The following is a 20,069-nucleotide window of genomic DNA, read 5'->3' as shown; positions in this document are numbered from 1 at the left end:
CTTAACAATGCCTTAAGATCTGGCACGAAGTTTGCTTGGTTCAGCTTGGGGTATCATCCCCACCATTATAAAGAGGTGTGTTATGCGTAAATATCTCGCCACCACCGCACTGCTCGTCTTTGCCGGCAGCGCCAATGCCATGACCCTGGTTTCATCGACCAATGGTCCTGACATGGGTCCGGCTGCCAACCAGCACATTATCGCGGACTTCAGCTCCGCCGCTGGGTTGACCGGGTCGTATACACTTGCGACCGGCTCTGTTTCGAGTCAATACGCTGCGCCACTCGGCGACTCGACGCAGTATCTGGCGGTCCTTGCTGGTCAAGTCGCTTCCTTGGCGATTTCGCCCGCTGTGAAGACGTTGAGCTTCTATTGGGGCTCAATCGACAATTATAATACAGTGAAATTCTTCTCCGGCGGCACCGAGGTCGGATCGTTCACCGGTACCCAGGTTCCACCGGCTCCCGCTGACGGTAGTCAGGGCAATCCCCTGAACAACCGCCGGGTGTTTTTCAGCTTCGATGGTGCCAAGGTTGATTCGGTGCAGTTTAGCTCGTCTCAGAACGCCTTCGAGCTCGACAACGTCGCTGCTGCGGTTCCCGAACCAGCGACCTGGGCGCTCCTAACCGTCGGATTTGGACTTGTTGGCGCATCGGTTCGCCGTCGTCACTCGACTGTCGTCGCTGCATAGACAAATACGGTTGCGATCCAGCCGGGTCGCAACCGTACTGCGTTCGCCCTTACGCTCGCGAACTTGATATGCGCGTGGCCGTCGATCAGATATCGTAGCCGCTGATCATTGCGCCTTAAGGGCGTCACGATCGTTGTAGTAAACGTCCGCGCCATTAACTGAGCATTCCAACCCTATCAGTCGGTACCTGCCTTTCGTAATTTGTAATAACAACAAGCTAGTCAGCTGTGAGCTTGTTTTATCATTCAGAAGCAACGACATTGTCGTAGCCCTGGATGAACGAAAAGCAAAAGGATTTGACTGGTATGCTGTCGAAGGGTGCATCTTGTCCTTTTGAACACAGATCATCTTCTCAGAAGCGGGTTTAGTTGAGTAGTCTTATCGTAATCGCGATATTAATTAGTGGTCATGCGCGAGCCGAAGTGAGCCTTACTTCAAGCTATTCAGACATAGGGTTGAGATGGCGCTATAACGAGATCCGATCCGAGACCGTGATCTATCCCTCCACTGGTCTTGTTTTGAATGTAAACGGGCTCGTTCAAGTAAATGACGCCTCGCTGATGTACGGGTCAGCACCCAAAGTAAGCTTCTATTGTAGTCGTTCATACGGCTTAATCACCGATATAATATGTGAACCGCCACGGCTTTCGAGGCTGGATTATCGGCCCCCGAGGCTGGCGCGGCCCTGAACACTTCTGACCAAAATCTTCGAAGATCAGAGCACATCATGAGAGCCCGGTTGTACGCGAGGATTTTCTCCCTAATTTGAGGTCGGCCGTCAATGTCCGAAGATGACGACTGGCGATGAGAATTGGTGGATGCACGGTATGGGGAGTCGCTGACGCCAGGGTTTGCTCAATAATCCGTTACGATCGCAGACTAACGCGTCATCGCCCGCCGTCAGAATCGGTATCGATACCATTGGTGGGGATGGTTGATCGTGAGGCGTACTAAGGGCAAGCTGTGCCAACCCTCAGTTCACCTCGATTCGCTTTCCCTGAGGCGTATTCTGCCCGATTAGAAACACTCGGTGCCGGATGGAACCGGTGGTTAGCCGTCGGTTTGCTCGTCACTGCTATGCTGATAGAGATCGGCTGGGCAACTTGGCGATCCACGCTCCAGCCGACGTCTCGGATAGCGGCGTCGATACAGCAGCGGCATCCCGCAGCTGGAACATCATCCGAAAATGTAGCCATATCATTAGTCAAACAGACCGCGGGAATCTTACTGCCGCAGATTGTAAGTCAGACTGGGCAGGTTGACGGCAATCACTCGATTGATCGATCGACAATGATGACAAAGGCTATAGCGGATGTTGCGATAGGCGAGCAATTCAAGCGGCCGACTAACGTTCGTGTACAGCCGGTGTCGTTACCGCCTCCGCGATCGCACCGGTCGACACCCTCACAAGCGCTGAATGCTCTGATTCAAGCTCATAAAACTCCAAGTTTTCAGTGCCGTTCCGGCCAAGGCGAAACAACCAGCTCGATTTGGTCGGACGAGTCTCTGGCGCACTTGACCGAAAGCTGGCGGCCCGCTTTGCAGCTCTGGATAATAGTGTCGATCCTTCGACAATTGAAGCGCTGGACTATGGTGAAACGACCTTTCTCAACGAACGACAGATGTATTCAGAATAGGCTTGTCTTGCTAAGGCGTATCGCGACCGACCGGATGACTTAGAAGCGGTTAAACCATAAATTTATGAGAATTATTCAAAATCGCGCTATCGAGAGAGTCGGTCGATTACCAAGAGCCGTATTTCAAAGCTCGTCGTTCGCCGCCGTAATCGAAGATCTAAGGGATGGTGCTCACACAAGGTGCCACATCGACATTTCAAAAGTCTGCTTCGCCTTTCGCGGCTGACAAAGATGGCCGTCGAGCCATACCCCTAATGTTGCGACGATACGCTATCAAAGTCATGTCTCAAGCCGCCATTATTGGAGGACACACTTGGCTCCGATTGTGATCCTCTCCGGGGGAATAACATCCAGCGATTGCAATGGCCTGCCGCGTATGGAGCCGAGTTCTGCTTAGCAGCCGGTTCACACTCCACCGAAGTCATTTCATCATGGCGAATGTTAACCAAGCCATCTGCGCTTAATCCAAACCGAAAAGTAGGAAAGGGCTTAAACCGGAGTGTGAAGCTATGGCGGGGATGCTTTGAAGTGGTCGATTGCCGTATAGAGGTAGTTGAACAAAGGACCGCTTACCGCGAGCGATCGTCTGGAAGCGACTGACCGGAACCCGCCCGAGATTGCTCAGGATCATAGGCTCCTCGTCGCCGAGACCGATCGAAACCACCTTGAGATCCGGCTTGCTAGCCGCGGTCGAACTCCACGCGATTATGGCCACCGCAAATCGCAGAGCTAAACATTGTGATACGTCCTGACGGCATGGCTTCCCCTGCGAGACCGCAACGCCATGCCAATACCACTAAATCCGACAATCATCAGGCCCCAAGCAGCTGGTTCGGGAACCGTGCCTTGAGCCTGAGAGATGCTGAGGTTTGCATTGCCGAAGAACGGATTGATCAGGGTGAACGAGCCAGTCGCGAAGACCGGTGCGCTGGGCGAGCCGGTGAACAGCGTTGGCGCTATAAATTGTGTGAATCCCAAATTAGGAGCCGTGACGCTGAGGATGGAGAAAAGACCATTACCAAAGCTGATGGTGGACGCAGTTCCGCGGGTCCCGCCATATATGCCGACCACATCTCGAAACCCAAACTGATCCGAGCCCAGAAATGTGCTGAAGAAGTCAGGAGTAGGCTTCGAGTCGAGCTGGAATATCGCCGTGCCTGATGGACCAGAAAGATCGAATGCAAGCGGCACAGCGCCAGCAGACACCGATATGCCGTAAGCTACAATCGCCGTACCAACCGTGAAAAGCGACTTGACGCTCATGGTTTACATCCTTCAGCTACGTGTTCCGCGCTGCAAACGTGCGTCATGCTACATCTCAACGACTGCGGGAAAATATACGAAGCGGTAAGGTTGATAAATACATCGTTGGTTAACGAAATAAAGAAAAGAATAAGCCGAGACGAACCGGCCTCGAACTGAACTGATGATGCTCGAGTATGTCCGCCGTAGAATCGCCGGATCGCGATCAATGACGCCGCGTAGATCCGCAGCACAAACATGGCCAAGATCAATCGCGACGCATCCTGGTGCGAAGCAGGGCAGTACCCTTTAGGGCTCACGAGAATTGATCGCCGACTATTTAGCACTTCGAGGTTGAAAGCCGCCATGTGGCTTTCGGATTCCTTGGCGAACACCGGTTTCGGAACGAACATTGTTGGTCATGGGTCAGAGTATGCGGTCTAACTCCACGATCGTGTATCGGGCGATGGTATCCGCTCGGGTCATCGCAGCGTCGTCAACCTGCAGTAGGTCCAGAAGACCTTGGCTTCTGATCCGTCGGAAAGGGCAATGCAGAGCTATGCGTTATCGGACTGGCATCGACGTCAGCAGTTTGAACAATCAAAAATATAAGTGGGATTATAGCTGCAGCACGCATCCCTAACGACCTTGTGGCGATTGAGCGGGTGACGAAGCGTTCGACACTGGTGGCACCAGCCAGTCGTAAGCGTTCTTGATTTTAGTATCGTAATTCACCGTGCACAATATGCCGCTGGAAAGACAGGTCTTGCGTGCGATGTCGGTCATTGCTCGGTCCTACCTAACGACCGGTGGCGGCCCGATGTGCCGCCATGACCGATTTGAGCTTCCGAGCCGTCGCGGCGTTCTAGCCCTGTATAACGAAGGTCCGCTTACGGCGATTAGTCGCCCGAAAGCTGCCAGACGGCGATCGGCCCCAACGCCGTAATGCGCTCTGGGGCATGGTCCCGTGCGTCGGCGATAGCCGCTGCTTCCGCACGTCGAAGGGCTGCATGGAGATCCTGTGAGCCGAGGTTTTTTACTGCAACGTCGATCGCACCTGCTCGGGCGGCGATTTCTACGACCGTGCCGGCAGTATCCACAGCTACGACGCGCAGCATCACTGGTAATTCGGCGATAAAACCCATAACGGCGCCCCCGAATGACATCTGGGGGGTATCGTCGCTCTTGCAGGTGGCGTCCCGCACCTCGTGATGCGTCAGCTCGCCTGTCGCCGCATCGTCGGCAACGCCAAGCTGATTTGCCATCGCTAAATTAGTGGCGACCTGCTTCCGGACTAGATCTCGCGCTCCTGCGTCCGATGTTGGCCGTCCCCGCGGACGGTAAAGCTGAGGATGGCGACGTCTGGCGGCGTCTTATCAACAGCGTGCCCGATAATCGTGATTCGCGAAGGTGCGACAGCGCTTACCGACGCGATAGAATTACTCATCGCGATGGCAAACCACAGCATATCTGTCCCTAAATCCAGTTCGAACAGTTAGGCTGCGCTAGCTTCTCTATGACCTAATCGGGCAACGCAGCTTTTTGCGAAAAGCTACCCTCCAAATCCTGGTTTCCTATACGGAGCCAAAGAGCAAGTTGACCAAGCGACCGCTTTAGCAAGCGGCCGTCTGCCCGACACGGCTAGCTATGGGAGGGAGCTGTCGGCAGCCTTATCCGCCGGCGAATGGCAGCTTTGCTGTATTCGCCACCGTAAAGCGGCCAGGCTGCAGACGTCTCCACAAGCTTGTTGGTCTGGCGCCCACCAATTCATGGCGGGCACACGTCGTCCCACGCTGATAGGTGCCGGACATCCTCATATTCGGCACGTATTTAGGTCACAACGACCTTATTCCGGTAGCGCGCAGAAACACCGACAAGGCCAAAGCCGAGAACCATCAGCGCCCATGATGCCGGTTCAGGCACTCCTGGCGCCACGGTCGCGATGGTGAACGACGCACCGATTGTCACCGGTCCGGCGATCGTGGCACGTGGCGTCAGGCCCACATTGTTCTGGCCGCAAACTGCGACACCGGTGCAGCTGGTTGTGGTGAATTGAAAATCGAAGCCCGTGCCAGCTACGAAGTTACCACCGGCAACCAGCGGGATAGCGTATTTTTGGCCGGGCGTATCAAGGAAGAGCGTAATCGTCGTCGTGGGATCAAGAAAGGTATAATAAAACTGATTGGTGTTGGCCGGATTTGACTGTGCGCGCGGAGCGGCTGGGCCACCCTCGGTCGTGTCTGGTCCGGCATAGCTCGTGACGAAAGAATACGTACCGCTGTTAAAGCCGGGGTCGCCGCCACTGATTGCGCCCGAGAAGGTGAACGTTGACGTCGTTCCATCGTAGCTGCTTGATCCTTGCCCGACCTTGAAGCTTCCGATGCCGGGAGCGACCGGACCTTGTCCATAGAGAGTCAGGCTCTGGCTTCCGGCACCGAGGGCAACCGAGGTAGCATTTGCTTGAACGGCAACGGCTGCGATCGTGGCGGCGATCGCAATCTTCAGAACGTCGACCATCGTAGACCCCACTATTTGCTCGAGAGACGTTAACCAATATGCAATTTTTGTGCCAAAAACCCACGCGACCATCAATGCTCGACAAGTCCATGATTTCAACAGATTACAGCAATTCGGGTATCCCATGTCGACACTCATCGACTGGGATCAGCTCTAAAGGTGTCGGAATACTTTACAATCGAGTGGATCTAGATGTGTGGTATCTTCCCGGCACCGACGCAGCACCCGCACGATTTACTGTTCGCCGTTTGAAGATATCGTGGAGAACCGCCAACGACAGACGGTTTGAATTGAAGGTCTGCTTTCCGCAGCCGTTGGCGCTATAGCTGCCAGGCGGCAATCCGCCTCGTCCTGAACGACGTCCGGCAACGTTGCCGGTAACGCGCTTAGTATGCGCTAAAGCGCGCGCGCTGGAGCACAGGTGAGCCATCAGCCATGGTGCCGACAATCACATGCGTGGCGCCGGCAGGCAACTTGCCGTTATCCGGGGGAAGAACCGCACTGCCGTTTCGAACCTGCGCCAAGACGAAGGCTCGCTTTTCATCGTCGTCAGGGACGATGACATCGCCGGATCCCAAAGGGTGACCGGGAGGCAGACGACGCTGATCAGTGGTCACACAGTCCGCAATCGAAGAGGATACGTTCTAGGCGGTGGTTGCCACCCGAACTGACGACGCGGTGCGTCTTCAGTCGCTTCTGATGATCGAGCACAGTATGCACCGTTGGCCTGTACTCCACGCGACCACGCGTAAACAGGTCGTCGACGAAATGCTGCGCGGCGTCCGCGCCCGTCGGAGCCGCGATCGGTTGCGCGTTATTTGAAGCCGCTGCGGCGATGAAGGCCCTGTGCTGGCCGGGAGCATCGACAAACAAGAGGCCTTCCAGCCCATAATGCTCGGCTTTAAGTGCAATCTGCGGCAAGGTGCCCGGCACAGCGGCCATGCTTTCCGCCATCGCCGCTGGCGCGCTCGCGACGAGACTTAATGTGGTCGACGAATGGAGCGACAGGATTTGGCGCCGGACGAACACTGCCTTGAGAGCAGATGGGTAATTTTCGTCGGCGCTTTTTGAGGCCAGGACCATTTGCGCCGCCACCTGCGCGTACCAGTCCGATACCACGGAAGCGGCCTTTATTGCGATCGCGAGGATCGAGCCCATTTCGTTGGAGACGGCCAACAGCATCGCTTCCGTCGGCGGAGAAGCGCCAGCCTTGATTTGCAGCATGGCGCCCAGGATTTCAAAGAAGGCACCGGTAAATACGCGGGAGAACGAGTGTGGTTCGGAAGAGAGCTGCGAGGCAGGACCGGAACTCGGCAGGCTGGAGGGGACCCTGTAAGTAAAGGAGTTCGCCGCATTGCGCAGACAGTCGACTTCGACGGCATCGGGCATCTGTGCCCGGATCGCAGCACCTAGCCCGTCTTATTCACCGGACTGGGCGCTCCAGGTTGGCGAGCGTGGCTTAACCTGCTGATTTGGTGTAGAGAATGGTTGTCTAGACGACCCTCTGACCCCGGACAGAAAGTGCCACGCCCGCCATGGCTGAGGATAGCGTTGCCGGTTTCGGATTCCCAGCCATTTGCCGCAAGAAAGTGACGGCGGCGTTCGATGGCGGGCGGCTGACATCGAACGGCGGTGTGCCGCTGCTGGCGCAGGCGGAGCGCGCGATGGACATTGCCGGCCGCCTGGCCGGTTGCATCGCCGACCCCCGCGACCAAAGCCGTGTTGTCCATGGTCTGGCCGACATCCTGCGAGCGCGGATACTGGCGATCGCCTGCGGCTATGAGGATGCCGACGATCTCGATGATCTGCGCCACGATCCCGGCTTCAAGCTGGCGGCGGGCAAGTTGCCCGGCGGCGCTGTCGGCCTGGCCAGCCAGCCGACGATGAGCCGCTGGGAGAACGCCCCGACAACCCGCGAGCTGGTGCGGATGATGGACGTCATGGTCGATATCTACTGCGCCAGCTATCCCGCTCCGCCGGCGACGGTGACGCTCGACATCGACGAGACGGTCGATGTCGTCCACGGCGGCCAGCAGCTGTCGTTCTGGAACGGCCATTATGGCGAACGCTGCTTCCTGCCGCTCCATGTCTACGACACCGCCACCGGGCGGCCGGTGGCGATGCTGTTGCGCACCGGCAAGACCCCCTCAGGGGCCGAGATCGCCGGCCATGTCCGCCGACTGATCCGGCGTATCAAGGGCCACTGGCCCGACACACGGATCACGCTGCGCGGCGACGGTCATTATGGCCGGCCCGATGTCATGGCGTGGTGCGAGGCCAACGCGGTCGATTATGTCTTCGGGCTCCCCGGCAACCGGACGCTGCACGCCGATCCCGTCATTGCCGCCGCCGCCGATGCGGTCTGCGTCGACCGTGCCACCCGCGCGCTACCGGTGCTGCGCCGCTATGCCGAGACCAGCTATGCGGCCAGGAGCTGGGGCGACACTGGCAGGCGGGTTGTCGCGCGCATCGAGGCCACCACGATGGGGCTCGACATCCGCTTCGTCGTCACCTCGCTCAAGGGTGGCAGCGCCCAGCATATCTACGACACGCTCTATTGCGCCCGCGGCCAGGCCGAGAACCTGATCAAGCTCCACAAGACCCAGTTGAAGAGCGATCGCACCTCGTGTCGCTCCGCCAATGCCAACCAGATGCGGCTGTTCCTGCACACCGCCGCCTACTGGTTGATGTGGCGCCTACGCCAGGCGCTGCCGAAAACCACTGCGCTCAGGGCCGCTGAGTTCGCGACCATCCGCCTGCGGCTGATCAAGGTCGCGGCCCGCGTCATCGAGACCGCCACCCGGATCCGCATCGCGCTCGCCAGCGCCTGTCCCGATGCGGCGCTGTTCCGCCATGTCGCCCTCAGCTTGCGCGCCGCAAGCCCATAGCCGATGCGGCCGTGCCGCCGATCAAACCCAGCCCCGCAAACCTGCCAGCATACCGAAATCGCGCTGTTCCCCGCGCCGCAGAAAACTGCGTCCCGCGTCCATCGCCAAGCCGCAAAACCGAGGCAGAAAAGCCGCAGCGGAAAGGCTCATGAATAAGACGGGCTAGCTGTTCAGCAAGCCGCGAAAGTCTGGATGCCTGCGCAAGCTTGCCGCCGGTGGTCGATAAAATGTCCGAGCGCAGAGACTGAAGCTGGAGGGCGGACAGTATCGCGCTCATGTCGCCGAAGGATTCGTGGAAGGCCGCGACCTCCTGGCTCGCGGCACCCCACAACTGCGGCTTGAACGAGTCGAGGATGGCGTGGCCCATCTCGTGACAGATCACGTCGGGACTTTCGCCGCTGTAGACGGTGCCGGACGGCGAAGGCCCATGAAAGAAGTTCAGAGCCTTGCGATCGTAATAGGCGTTCAGGTCTTGGCCCTCGTCGAGCAGAACTGGAAGTGTCTTGCCCAATTCCCACGCCGTCAGGGGAACGACTACCGCCCAGAAGTCCGCTCCTCGCCTGAGGGCTTCCGCCGCTGTCCAATAGCGAAACTCCTTGGTATTCTGCGCGTAGGTCGCTGCTGGGGGCGCGGGTTTTGGGAAGCGAAAGGCTAATGGCGTATGTGCGATGTCGGGCACGGGCCGTGGGCCGAGCACACCCGATCCTGGATCGTCTTCCCAAGCAACGACGGTCCCGCCCGAGGTCGGAGAAGATTTGGGAGGCTTCCTGGGACGGACGGCGGATCCAGGCGAATTTCCGGTCTTCGATCCAGCTTTCCGTGCCATCCGAGTCGCCCCCTGCTTCCCGCAACAACTATGACACTCGACCTTAGTCGAGGCAAGTCATTCGGTATCGTCGAGGCGTAAGCGAGCCAGCCGTTGTTGACTGGTTCCCAGATGCGGTCCATTTCTGGAACGAATTCACAGCGTTCAAAATCGACAAGTTGTCCAACGACGAATTGCGCACTACTCTCGCAGCGACCGCATGCTGCTATTGGGCAAATACGCTGCCGATCGCAAGCTTACAAATTGCCGCGAATGAAGATCCCATACGTCGTGGCCATTGGCCACGTCGCCGAACAACGTCCAACGCAACGGTCGCGGCCGCAAGGTTGACATGGAGATTGATGCGACGCTGCAGGCTCAAGGCGGGGTGGCAGATCGTCGATCTGAAGCGAGTATTCCTGTAAGCAGGCCCATGTCTGCGTTCGACGTTGTTGCTCCGGAAAGATGATGGGCGGCTCGCGGCGCCGAAGCTCGATGAGGATTCTGGCAAGAAGGACAAGCACGAGGACTCGTCTTACCCTTGACCGCCCGACAGATGCCCGATCAAAGCATCGATGAAAGCCCGGACCTTCGCGGAAAGGCTGCGATGGCTCGTGTAGAGTGCGTTCACCTCCAACGTGTCTCCGGTAGTCTCGGGGAACAGCCGCATCAGATCGCCCGTGGCGACCGCCCGCCGCGCGATGAAGTCCGGCAGCCGGCCGATACCGCCGCCGGCGATCAACATTGCTTCGAGGGCAATCGAGTCGGACACGGCATGCGCGGCGCTAAATTTGAAGTGTTCGACGTCGCCTGACGATCGGCGATACGACCAGGTTTCTTGGCGATCGGCGTAACCGATCATCGTGTGTCGACGAAGGTCGGCGACGCTCGCCGGTATCCCATATGCCGCAAGATAGCCGGGACTGGCGCAGGTCCACGCCTCGGTGGCCAGCAGATGCCGGGCGATGAGGTCGCTGTCGGGGAGGGTGCCGACGCGGATCACAAGATCTGCCGGTTCGACTGGCATGTCGATGATGCGATTCTCGACATCGAGGATGACCCGGATTTCGGGATAGCGCGCAAGAAAGTCCGGCAGCATCGGCGCGACGAGTGCGACCACGAAGGTGAACGGTGCGCTGATCCGTAGCGTTCCGCGGGGAATACCGGTGAAGTTGTCGAGCGCGGTTCCCGCCTCGTCGACGTCGGCGAGGATCCGCGTGGCGTAGGGATGAAAGAGCATTCCTGCATCGGTCAGTCGCAGATGCCGGGTCGAGCGATCAATTAGTAAGGCGCCGATGTCGGCCTCAAGCCGCGTCAGCGCTCGGCTGACGGTCGACTTCGGCAGACCAAGCGACCGTGCCGCACCGGAAACGCTGCCGATATCGGCGGTACGCGCAAACGCGCGGAGATCGTTCAGTTCCATCGCGTTCCCGTTTCGCAACACCCTATCGCAGTTTGACGGTCTAATCCGGAGCGCTGGAACGCGCTAGTGGATTGAACGAGACGGACGAGTCCTGTTGGGGATTCCCGGCGCCGGTCGGACGTGCGACGTTGTTGGATGCGCACTGGTATCAGGATCGAGGTCACGGCCTCAGACAGGGCTCGGCTTGAAGCGATTGTCTCGGCGCGGGGTTCGCCGCAGAAGCATGTCTGGCGTGCACGGATCATTCTGCTCACGGATCAAGGGCTGGGAACGCTCGCGATCATGGCGGCGGCCGGCAAGTCGAAGACCTGCGTGTGGCGCTGGCAGGAACGCTTCATGGCCCAAGGTGTCGATGGTTTGCTGCGCGACAAGACCCGCCCGCCGGGCATCGCTCCGCTCGAGGCGGGGCTCGTCGACAGGATCGTGGCCCTGACCCTTGAACGCCCCGACCATGAAGCGACGCACTGGACGGTCCGTGCGATGGCCAAGGCGGTCGGCATCGCTGCGTCCTCGGTTGTGAAGATCTGGCACGACCATGGCCTGGCACCGCACCGCTGGCGGAGCTTCAAGCTGTCCAACGACAAGGCGTTTGCCGAGAAGCTGCACGACGTGGTCGGCCTCTATGTCTCGCCGCCGGCACACGCGATCGTGCTGTCGGTGGACGAGAAGAGCCAGATCCAGGCGCTCGACCGTACCCAGCCGGGGCTGCCGCTCAAGCGCGGCCGCGGTGCGACCATGACCCACGACTACAAGCGCAACGGGACGACGACCTTGTTCGCGGCGCTGAACGTGCTCGACGGCTCGGTGATCGGGCGCAACATGCAGCGCCATCGGCACCAGGAGTTCATCCGCTTCCTGAACGCCGTCGAGGCCGAGTTGCCCGCCGACAAGGCCGTCCACGTCATCCTCGACAATTACGCCACACACAAACAGCCCAAGGTCCGCGCCTGGCTCGGCCGGCATCCGCGCTGGACGTTCCACTTCGTGCCGACGTCGTGTTCGTGGCTCAACGCCGTAGAGGGCTTCTTTGCCAAGCTGACCCGCCGGCGCCTGAAGAATGGCGTCTTCTGCTCCGTCGTCGACCTCCAGGCCGCCATCAACCGCTTCATCAAGGAGCACAATCAGGAACCGCGTCCCTTCGTCTGGCGCGCCGATCCAAACGAAATCATCGCCGCCGTCAGACGCGGGCACCAAACGTTAGAATCAGTCCACTAGATCGATGAAACGCAGCGCGATGAGATGCTGCTCAGCTTGGAGATAAGTTTATGTCCGTTGCCGTCGAACCGTTTCATTTGTCGGTACCCGAGGACCAACTCAGCGACCTGCGCCGGCGACTGGACGCCACGCGCTGGCCTGATCGCGAAACCGTCACCGACACGCGGCAGGGCCCGAACCTCGAGAAGCTCCGGGCGCTCATCGATTATTGGCGCAACGACTATGACTGGCGGCGCTGCGAACGAATGCTCAATGGCCTTGGCCAGCATCGCACTGTGATCGACGGGCTTGGCCTTCATTTCCTGCACATTCGTTCGCCCGAGCCCGGCGCATTACCGCTGATCATGACGCATGGATGGCCGGGGTCGGTGCTCGAGTTTCACAAGGTGATCGGACCGCTTACGGATCCGGCGGCTTACGACGGCGATCCCAAGGATGCGTTTCACCTTGTGATCCCGACGCTCCCCGGATTTGGCTTTTCGGATAAGCCAGCCGAGCCGGGCTGGGGCATTCCGCGGATCGCCGATGCCTGGGCGACTTTGATGGATCGGCTAGGCTATGATCGTTGGGTGGCGCAGGGTGGCGACTGGGGCGCGGCGGTGACGACCGCGATTGGCTACAAGGCACCGCAAGGCTGCGTTGGCATCCACCTCAACTTCGTAATGTACCAACCCACCCCGGACGAAACGGCCGGTGCCACACCGGCGGAGCAGGCCATGCTCGATAGCATGGCCTATTATCAGAACGTGCTGTCGGGCTATGCGCAGCTGCAGGGTACGCGGCCCCAGACGATCGGCTACGCGCTCGCGGATTCGCCCATCGGGCAGGCGGCGTGGATCTACGCCATGCTGCAGGACGTCTCGGACAGTGACGGGAATGCCGAAAAGGCGTTTACGTACGACGAGATTCTGGACGACATCATGCTGTATTGGCTGCCCGACGCGGGCGCGTCGTCCGCGCGCCTCTACTGGGAAGGTCAGTCGTCTATAGCCAATCCGCCTTCCGCGCCAATACGGACACGTGCGGCGATCAGCATGTTCCCCAAGGAACTCGTTCGGCTGTCGCGGCGCTGGGCAGAGACGCGGTTCGCCAATCTGGTGCACTTCAACGAACTCGATCGTGGCGGCCATTTCGCGGCGCTTGAACAACCGGCGCTGTTCGTCGACGAGATTAGGACTGGTTTTCGGGAGATGCGCGCATGAGCTCTATTGGACCGATCGTTCTTGCTGGCGCCACGGGCGACCTCGGTAAGCGCATCGCCGTCGCCATGGGCCGGCGACATATGGCCTTCCGTGTGCTGATCCGGTCCGAGACGCCGGCAAAAGCGCGGGCTGACTTGCAGGCGACGGGCGCGGACCTCGTAGTGGTCGATTATAACGATGCCGCAGCGTTGCGCCGCGCCTGCGAGGGCGCGTCTTGTATCGTCTCCGCGCTAAACGGGCTGGAGCCGGTGATGATCGAGACGCAAGGAAACCTGCTCGACGCGGCGGTAGCGACGGGCGTCCCGCGCTTCATTCCGTCCGATTATTCGCTCGACTTCACGAAGACCAAGCCGGGCGGCAATCGTAACCTCGATCTGCGCCGTCGGTTCATGGCGCAGATCGATACGCGGCCGATTAGCGCAACCTCGGTTCTCAACGGCGCGTTCGCCGACCTGCTGACCGGGCAAGCGCCGATCGTGCTCCACAAACAACGCAAGATTCTTTACTGGGGGACTGCAGACCAGAAGCTCGACTTCACCGCGAAGAACGATGTTGCGGATTATGTTGCCGCGGCGACACTGGACGAGACAACGCCGCGGATCCTGCGGATCGCTGGCACCACCGTGAGCCCGCGCGAACTTGCGGACATCATGACAAGTTTGACGGGGCATAAGTTTGGCTTGTGGCGTGCCGGCGGGATCGGTTTGCTGAGCATCGTGATCGGCGTCGCAAGGACATTAAGCCCGAGCAATAGGGCCATATTCCCGGTGTGGCAGGGGATGCAATATCTCCGCGATATGTCCAGTGGGCGCGGCCAGCTCGAGCCGCTCGATAATGACCGCTATGGTGTCAGAAGCTGGAAAACAGCCAGGGATGTTTTGGGAATGACGAACTAGGCATCAGCGCGCCCCGCATTCAAGCATGCTCAGCTTTCCTACGGCTCGCTCCGCCCGGCAGATCGGGTGTTTCCATGTGTTGGAACTTGGGGCGAATTTGCGACCTGAGCATATGACAGTTAGGCTGCGAAGCGCGCGGAACGCCGACAGGCTGTGAACGGCCCCATCGTTTCCCCTTTCCGCGTCGACCCAGACCAACGTTTTTGGCAAACACCCGCTCGCTGCTGCTGTCGGCGCGCTTACCGGCTGCCGCTCGTTCTAACGTCTATGGACATGTCGGAAGACGACCAAGCACCGGCCCGACCTTAGGACGGACTTTGCGCTCGATGGCTCTTCCCCGTCAAAAATGCGTCAGCAGCGCTCTGACGCCGTGTTTGACGCGCAACAAGCCAGTCACATCGTTAACTATATCGCCGTGGGCGGTTAGCCGCGCCAAGCAACTACAGGGGAATGCTATGCTCCGCGTCGCCATTATCACCTCGATCGCTGCAGCGCTGCTGGCTACTGCCTCCGCGCACGCCACGAACTTCACTGAGACGGCCGACTTCTCGGATGATCCGGATCGTCCGACGCTCCTCGGGGATCTGACACGCGGCACCAATCTGATTAGCGGCGTGATCGACACGTTCGGTTCTCGTGTTGGCCCGCATGGCGAACGCACGCACCAGGACATGGATTATGTGACGTTTATCGTTCCCACCGGCGAACGTCTGACAAAATTTGTGGTCGGTCCGGGGACATCGATTATAACGGACCCGCGGATCGATAGCATGTTCCTTGGATTGGCATCGGGCGCCGATGTTTCGGTCAATCCCTCGTTCACTTCGGCGGCAGGTCTGCTGGGTTGGACGCTCGTGACCCAGGCCCAGGTCGGGACCGACATATTGCCTGCCATCGGCAAAGCCACGGCACCCGGCTTTCCGGTCCCAGGTGCGACTACCTTCAATGGGCCGCTTGGCGCGGGTACCTACTCTCTTTGGCTCTACGACGGCGACGAAGGCGCGTCGTACAGCTTCAACGCCGTTACTGCAGCGGTCCCCGAGCCAGCTACATGGGCAATGATGATAATCGGGTTTGGCGTGGTCGGTCTCGGTATGCGCCACCGTTCCACACGATCGATAAATTTTACCTAATGCTCTTCGAAGCCGATCCGTGTCCGACAGTCCTAATGACAATGGTTTTATAGACAAAGCTCAAGGTGGCCGCTCCGCCGGAGACGTCTATATACCATATACCCGTTCATTAGTTAACTTCTGATGCTAGATTTATAACAGCGCTATGCAGTTTTCTCCGGTTTCTTAACCTGTCCAGCTGGGTATTCACCGTCCTAACATTCGCAGGAGCTTTTCATGGTAGGTAATTGTTTGGGAATCGCAGCGCTTCTTGCGACGCTTGTCGCGTCGCGGGCGCAGGCAAATTATGTGAACGTTACCTATAGCGGCATTGTGAGCGCGGTCGATGTATATGACGGCGACGACGGCACTACATTTTCGCTGGGCGACCGCGTTTCATATTCGGCGACGTTCGATCCGAAAAAGCTGATGGACTACACGAGCACAACCAACGCGACCGTCGCCAAATTCTATGGCTCGTCTGCGGTCCAGTTCACGAGCGTCAAGGCCACTAGCCTGTCCGACGATCCCTATGCGTCTCTCTCGATCACCGTCGGCAACACGGTGTTCTCGAAGTTCAATCAGATTAACTACGGAACGCCGACCAGTGACACTACTGTGGACTTGGGTTCAGGAAATTTTCCGATAATCGAGTATTTGCACGGATCATTCGCCGGGATTGGAGGCGTATTTCATATCAGACATGGCATTACCATTTACACTGATCCAATTGCTGCTGCAAACGGTGCCTTTCAAGACCGTTTGGGCCTCGATCACGATTTCGAACTCGATGATCGGACAAGCGATGGGCAGGGGAATCTTTTTGGCAAACCGATCTTTGCGAATGTCGCTTCGGTGGTCGAGCCCACGTCCTGGTCGATGATGGTTGGCGGTTTCGGCCTCGTCGGTGCCACAATTCGGCGTCGTAAAAGCGCGACAGATATGCGTTTGACAGCCCGATAGCGTGGATGGTGCGCCGCGGCCCCATTCATGGGCGGCGGATTCACTCGTCGATCTCTCGATGATTCCGCTGTAAATCGGTGTGTCGAGGGGGCGTGCCGCGAGATGTTCCAAAGTCCGCCGGGCAAAATTCTTACCGTCGAGACGGTCGGGGCTCTCAAGCTGATGACCGCCGACGGATGCGACGTCACCCCACGCGGGCGGAAGGCGCGGGCGCTGATCCTCTATCTGCTGCGCAAGCCCGGTCATATCGAGGCACGAAAAGTCTTGATCACCCTGTTGTGGGGGGACCGTGGCGACGAGCAGGCGCGACAGAGCCTTCGTCAGACTCTCTATGAACTTCGCCCCCTAATGGGAACTGCTCATCCGCTAGTTGCCGCGGATCGTGTCTCAGTCTGGCTGGATACAAGCTGTTTGGCGGTCGCATCGCAGAATTGCTCGGGCGCGACCGCTGCGTCCGTGACTTCAACTGATCTCGACGGAATTTCGCCGGGGTTTGATCGCTGGCTGGTTAGCGAGCGACAAAGCCAATCGCATGTGGAGGCCACCAAGGACGATCGCGCACGCATTGCGCCGATCACGGTTGCGTCATCCGCACTTAGCCCGCTCACCGCCGCTCGCCGGTGGCGGGTGGCCTTCCCACTGGCGGCATCGCTTGCCGCCCTCGTATCGATCGCGCTCGTCCACTCGCGCTCGGACGCACCGGAGGAGCATCGTCGTCTTATTGTTGTCCAGCCTCTCCGTGTCACACCGGGCGATTTGCCTGCACGTCGCCTGTCACAAGATCTAGCGAGCGATCTATCTCGCGCCGTGCTCGGTCATGACGGCGCACTGGAATTTGCCGACGACCGCATCGCTTCGCGAAGGGCGGCGTTCAGTGTAAGCGGTAATGTCGCGAGCGGCGGCGGTGATTTGCATGCGGTCGTTGTGGTCAGCGATAGCACCGATAACGCTATACTTTGGTCGCATGATTATACAGCGCCGCTTGCCGATATGGCGGGTTTCAGACAGCAAGTGAGCACCAATGTAGCGGCGGTTCTCGTTTGTGCGCTCGGTACTCGTGGTGTCCCCGAGGCGGTCGATGCGCGAGCGACCGCCCTCTATCTGGAAGCGTGCAATCTCCACAGCGGCGACCAAAGTCAGGTTGCATTTTTGCTCCGTCAGGTGACCGCGCGCGTGCCGCAGTTTGCGGGTGCGTGGGCAGACCTCGCAATCAGTCTGGCCTATGCGCGCGAAGATGCCGACCCCGCTAATGCCGAAGCGATGCGGCGCGAGGCCGAAGGCGCAGCGCGGCGCGCGCTTGCGATCGACCCGCACGAGGGGAATGCCTATTACGCGCAAGCGCTTCTATTGCCCGGCATCGAGCATTGGATACCACGGGAGAAACTTATTGAGGCTGGGCTCAAGGTCGAGCCGGATAATGCGCAGCTCTATAACCGCTATGCGATCGATCTGGGCGCAATTGGCCGCGTCCAAGATAGCATCGCCGCCAATCAACGCGCTGTTGCGCTCGATCCGCTTTTCCCGGGCAAAACCGCACGACTCGTACGCGCGCTTGCCAACGCAGGTGAACTCGATGCGGCCAACGAAGCGATAAATCATATGCGAGAAACGTGGCCGGACGACGCCAACACCTGGCATGCTCGGTTCGCCACCGCGGCACGCTTTGGTGATCCGCGCGAAGCTTTAGCAATGCTCAACGATCGAAACGAGACTGTCGGCAACAAGGATGACATGGCGTCGTGGCGGACTTTCCTCCGAGCGAGAGCGTCGCCGACGCAGGCCAACATCGATTATGCCGTCGCCGCTCTCGTGGAAGAAAGGCGTCGCGGATTTACAAGCGATGTTCAACTCGTCAGTGACTTCGCACTCCTAGGAAGGCCGGCGACAGCGCTCGATATTGCGCTGCAGATGCCGCCTCAGCAGGAAAGTGATTTCTGGTTCAGGAAGATACTGCAGTCTGTCCGTGCAGATCCTCGCTTCATGAGAGTTGTTCAGAGGCAGGGACTGCTTGCGATCTGGCGAACTACGAATTTATGGCCCGATTTCTGTCGCGATGGTTCAGTGCCCTATGATTGCCGTCAAACCGCTGAACGATTTTCCTGGGAACGATCTCACGCGGCAGCATGAATTTTCAGAGATTCCCTCCAGCGCGCTGCCTTGTTCCATGTCCACCCCGGCGTCTGGACAACCAAATGGAGATTCCGACCTTTTGGCGCATAGAGACTAACGAAGCGGCATAAAAGCACCGGACGCTCCGGAGCCGTTCATTCGCACGGCGCGAGCCGCGGGGATACGAGATATAAGAAGGTGGTAAGGTCAACGACGAGACGAGCCGACTTGTGGGGCTGCCGGGAGGGCAGTGTCGGCAGCTGAGCGCAAGCCGTCGAGTCTTTATAATAAAGACGTGTAAAAGTCCCCGATATCGGACAATCGCTGTGCTTGTGTTTGAATGCATTGTCGCTTGCACTGTCCGCTTTTGGCCGTGCTCGCTGTCATTTCACGAACTTTTCACGCGAAGCGGCCCGCGCATTAACGGCCGCCTCACGCTCTGGCCGGCATGACCACTTCACGGGCAGGCAGCGAAGCGTGGCCGGCAACATATAATTAAAAGGATCATTCAATGCGTAACTCGGCTCTCTTCTCGCTCGCATTTCTGGCTTCGGCTCCGTCGCTCGCCGCAGGACCGCTGACGGGATCCGTCCCGATCCAGCATGTCAGCTACGCCGACCTCAACCTCGCATCCAATGCCGGCCAAGCGACTCTGCAGCATCGTGTCGCCCGCGCGATCGACGTGGTGTGTGGAGAAACCTACGGCGCGCCCCTATCGGTCGAGGCGACGACCAAAACGTGCAAGCGGCAGGCCCTGGTCTCGACCGCTCGTCAGATGACGGTGGCAGTGGCGAATGCAACGACCCAGACAGGCCGCGAAACGCAGATTGCAATCCGCTGACGCTGCTGGATGATGGACGTCGCGACCAATATCGCGACGTCCATCATGTGCAATCGGCTTATCGTTTACAGTCGTTCATGATATCAGACATCTGGTTGCAGCTCGATCTGACCGGATCCAACTCAAGGATGACTGATGGCGGACACTCCAAAAACTGAGCAAGCAGGCGATAACGCCGCGAGATATTTCGTGGTCGAGCTCAAGTCGGGAAGCGAACCCTCGTACGCGGTCTGCGAACGGATCGCGACCTTCTCGCCCGGACGCGACGGCATTCCCCCCGGCCTCGTCGAGCAGAGCATCGCCGCGCGGACACTGCGCGCGACGACACTGTTGGCGGAAGGGGGCGGGGCTGAACTGGCCCGCATGCTTTTGCCTACCGTCGTCTACGCCGGTCAAACCGGCCGCTCCGGTTTCGCGCAAGGTGGGCCCGGTGGCCTGGGCGGCGACGTAAATTTCAACGTCAACTTCGAGAATAACCCACAAAAATGACGGCGCGGCGGCAATCTTCGCCGTGAACGCCTGGCTGGC

The 20,069-nt window shown here is 59.0% G+C and carries 16 protein-coding genes; 10 read left to right on the top strand and 6 right to left on the bottom strand.

Translation table 11 applies throughout. The features are described 5' to 3' along the window. The first annotated feature begins 82 nt into the window (after nt 1–82). Complete coding sequence (locus KTC28_RS21025) at nt 83–691, top strand: Npun_F0296 family exosortase-dependent surface protein (RefSeq protein WP_223132323.1); 609 nt, start codon at nt 83–85, stop codon at nt 689–691. A gap of 2,366 nt (nt 692–3,057) precedes the next feature. Here KTC28_RS21025 and KTC28_RS21020 read toward each other — a convergent pair. From KTC28_RS21020 to KTC28_RS21005, 4 genes are all read right to left on the bottom strand, one after another. Then, nucleotides 3,058–3,591, bottom strand: coding sequence for a PEPxxWA-CTERM sorting domain-containing protein (locus tag KTC28_RS21020; protein WP_216711557.1), 534 nt, complete (start codon nt 3,589–3,591; stop codon nt 3,058–3,060). An 878-nt stretch (nt 3,592–4,469) separates the two neighbouring features. Beyond that, complete coding sequence (locus tag KTC28_RS21015; protein ID WP_216711555.1) at nt 4,470–4,835, bottom strand: hypothetical protein; 366 nt, start codon at nt 4,833–4,835, stop codon at nt 4,470–4,472. Nucleotides 4,836–5,400: 565 nt separating this feature from the next. Then, complete coding sequence (locus tag KTC28_RS21010; protein WP_216711554.1) at nt 5,401–6,087, bottom strand: PEPxxWA-CTERM sorting domain-containing protein; 687 nt, start codon at nt 6,085–6,087, stop codon at nt 5,401–5,403. A 606-nt stretch (nt 6,088–6,693) separates the two neighbouring features. Continuing rightward, nucleotides 6,694–7,476 carry a gluzincin family metallopeptidase gene (locus KTC28_RS21005; protein WP_216711553.1) on the bottom strand — a complete coding sequence of 261 codons (783 nt, stop codon included), beginning with the start codon at nt 7,474–7,476 and terminating at the stop codon, nt 6,694–6,696. Between the two features lie 146 nt (nt 7,477–7,622). On the opposite strand from KTC28_RS21005, the gene KTC28_RS21000 reads away from it, so the two are divergent. Continuing rightward, nucleotides 7,623–8,975: an IS1380 family transposase gene (locus tag KTC28_RS21000; protein WP_216711552.1), complete on the top strand. Its 1,353-nt coding sequence runs from the start codon at nt 7,623–7,625 to the stop codon at nt 8,973–8,975. Here KTC28_RS21000 and KTC28_RS20995 read toward each other — a convergent pair. Then, a complete protein-coding gene (locus KTC28_RS20995; RefSeq protein ID WP_216711551.1) occupies nt 8,950–9,654 on the bottom strand; it encodes a gluzincin family metallopeptidase in 705 nt (234 codons plus the stop codon). The two genes, KTC28_RS21000 and KTC28_RS20995, sit on opposite strands and share 26 nt — an antisense overlap. A 661-nt stretch (nt 9,655–10,315) precedes the next feature. Further along, on the bottom strand, nt 10,316–11,203 hold the full coding sequence (locus KTC28_RS20990; protein WP_216711550.1) for a LysR family transcriptional regulator: 888 nt from the start codon (nt 11,201–11,203) through the stop codon (nt 10,316–10,318). Between the two features lie 135 nt (nt 11,204–11,338). Here KTC28_RS20990 and KTC28_RS20985 point away from each other — a divergent pair, with 135 nt between their 5' ends. The 8 genes from KTC28_RS20985 to KTC28_RS20950 all read left to right on the top strand — a co-directional run bounded on the left by KTC28_RS20985 (nt 11,339) and on the right by KTC28_RS20950 (nt 20,030). Next, nucleotides 11,339–12,418: an IS630 family transposase gene (locus KTC28_RS20985; RefSeq protein WP_216711703.1), complete on the top strand. Its 1,080-nt coding sequence runs from the start codon at nt 11,339–11,341 to the stop codon at nt 12,416–12,418. Nucleotides 12,419–12,468: 50 nt separating this feature from the next. Beyond that, nucleotides 12,469–13,620, top strand: coding sequence for an epoxide hydrolase family protein (locus tag KTC28_RS20980; protein WP_216711440.1), 1,152 nt, complete (start codon nt 12,469–12,471; stop codon nt 13,618–13,620). Then, complete coding sequence (locus KTC28_RS20975) at nt 13,617–14,516, top strand: NmrA family NAD(P)-binding protein (RefSeq protein ID WP_216711439.1); 900 nt, start codon at nt 13,617–13,619, stop codon at nt 14,514–14,516. Before KTC28_RS20980 ends, KTC28_RS20975 begins: the two co-directional genes overlap by 4 nt. A 455-nt stretch (nt 14,517–14,971) precedes the next feature. Then, the gene (locus KTC28_RS20970; RefSeq protein WP_226895829.1) at nt 14,972–15,649 is read left to right on the top strand and encodes a PEPxxWA-CTERM sorting domain-containing protein; all 678 of its coding nucleotides are present in this window, start codon (nt 14,972–14,974) and stop codon (nt 15,647–15,649) included. Nucleotides 15,650–15,880: 231 nt separating this feature from the next. Continuing rightward, nucleotides 15,881–16,591, top strand: a complete 711-nt coding sequence (locus KTC28_RS20965; protein ID WP_223132322.1) for a PEPxxWA-CTERM sorting domain-containing protein — start codon at nt 15,881–15,883, stop codon at nt 16,589–16,591. 102 nt (nt 16,592–16,693) lie between these two features. Next, on the top strand, nt 16,694–18,718 hold the full coding sequence (locus KTC28_RS20960; RefSeq protein ID WP_216711437.1) for an AfsR/SARP family transcriptional regulator: 2,025 nt from the start codon (nt 16,694–16,696) through the stop codon (nt 18,716–18,718). A gap of 493 nt (nt 18,719–19,211) precedes the next feature. Further along, nucleotides 19,212–19,541 carry a UrcA family protein gene (locus KTC28_RS20955; RefSeq protein WP_216711436.1) on the top strand — a complete coding sequence of 110 codons (330 nt, stop codon included), beginning with the start codon at nt 19,212–19,214 and terminating at the stop codon, nt 19,539–19,541. 135 nt (nt 19,542–19,676) lie between these two features. Continuing rightward, a complete protein-coding gene (locus tag KTC28_RS20950; protein ID WP_216711435.1) occupies nt 19,677–20,030 on the top strand; it encodes a hypothetical protein in 354 nt (117 codons plus the stop codon). Nucleotides 20,031–20,069: the final 39 nt, after the last annotated feature.

Source organism: Polymorphobacter megasporae (assembly GCF_018982885.2).
Taxonomy (GTDB): Bacteria; Pseudomonadota; Alphaproteobacteria; order Sphingomonadales; family Sphingomonadaceae; genus Polymorphobacter_B; species Polymorphobacter_B megasporae.
This window is presented reverse-complemented; position numbering and strand designations above follow the sequence as displayed.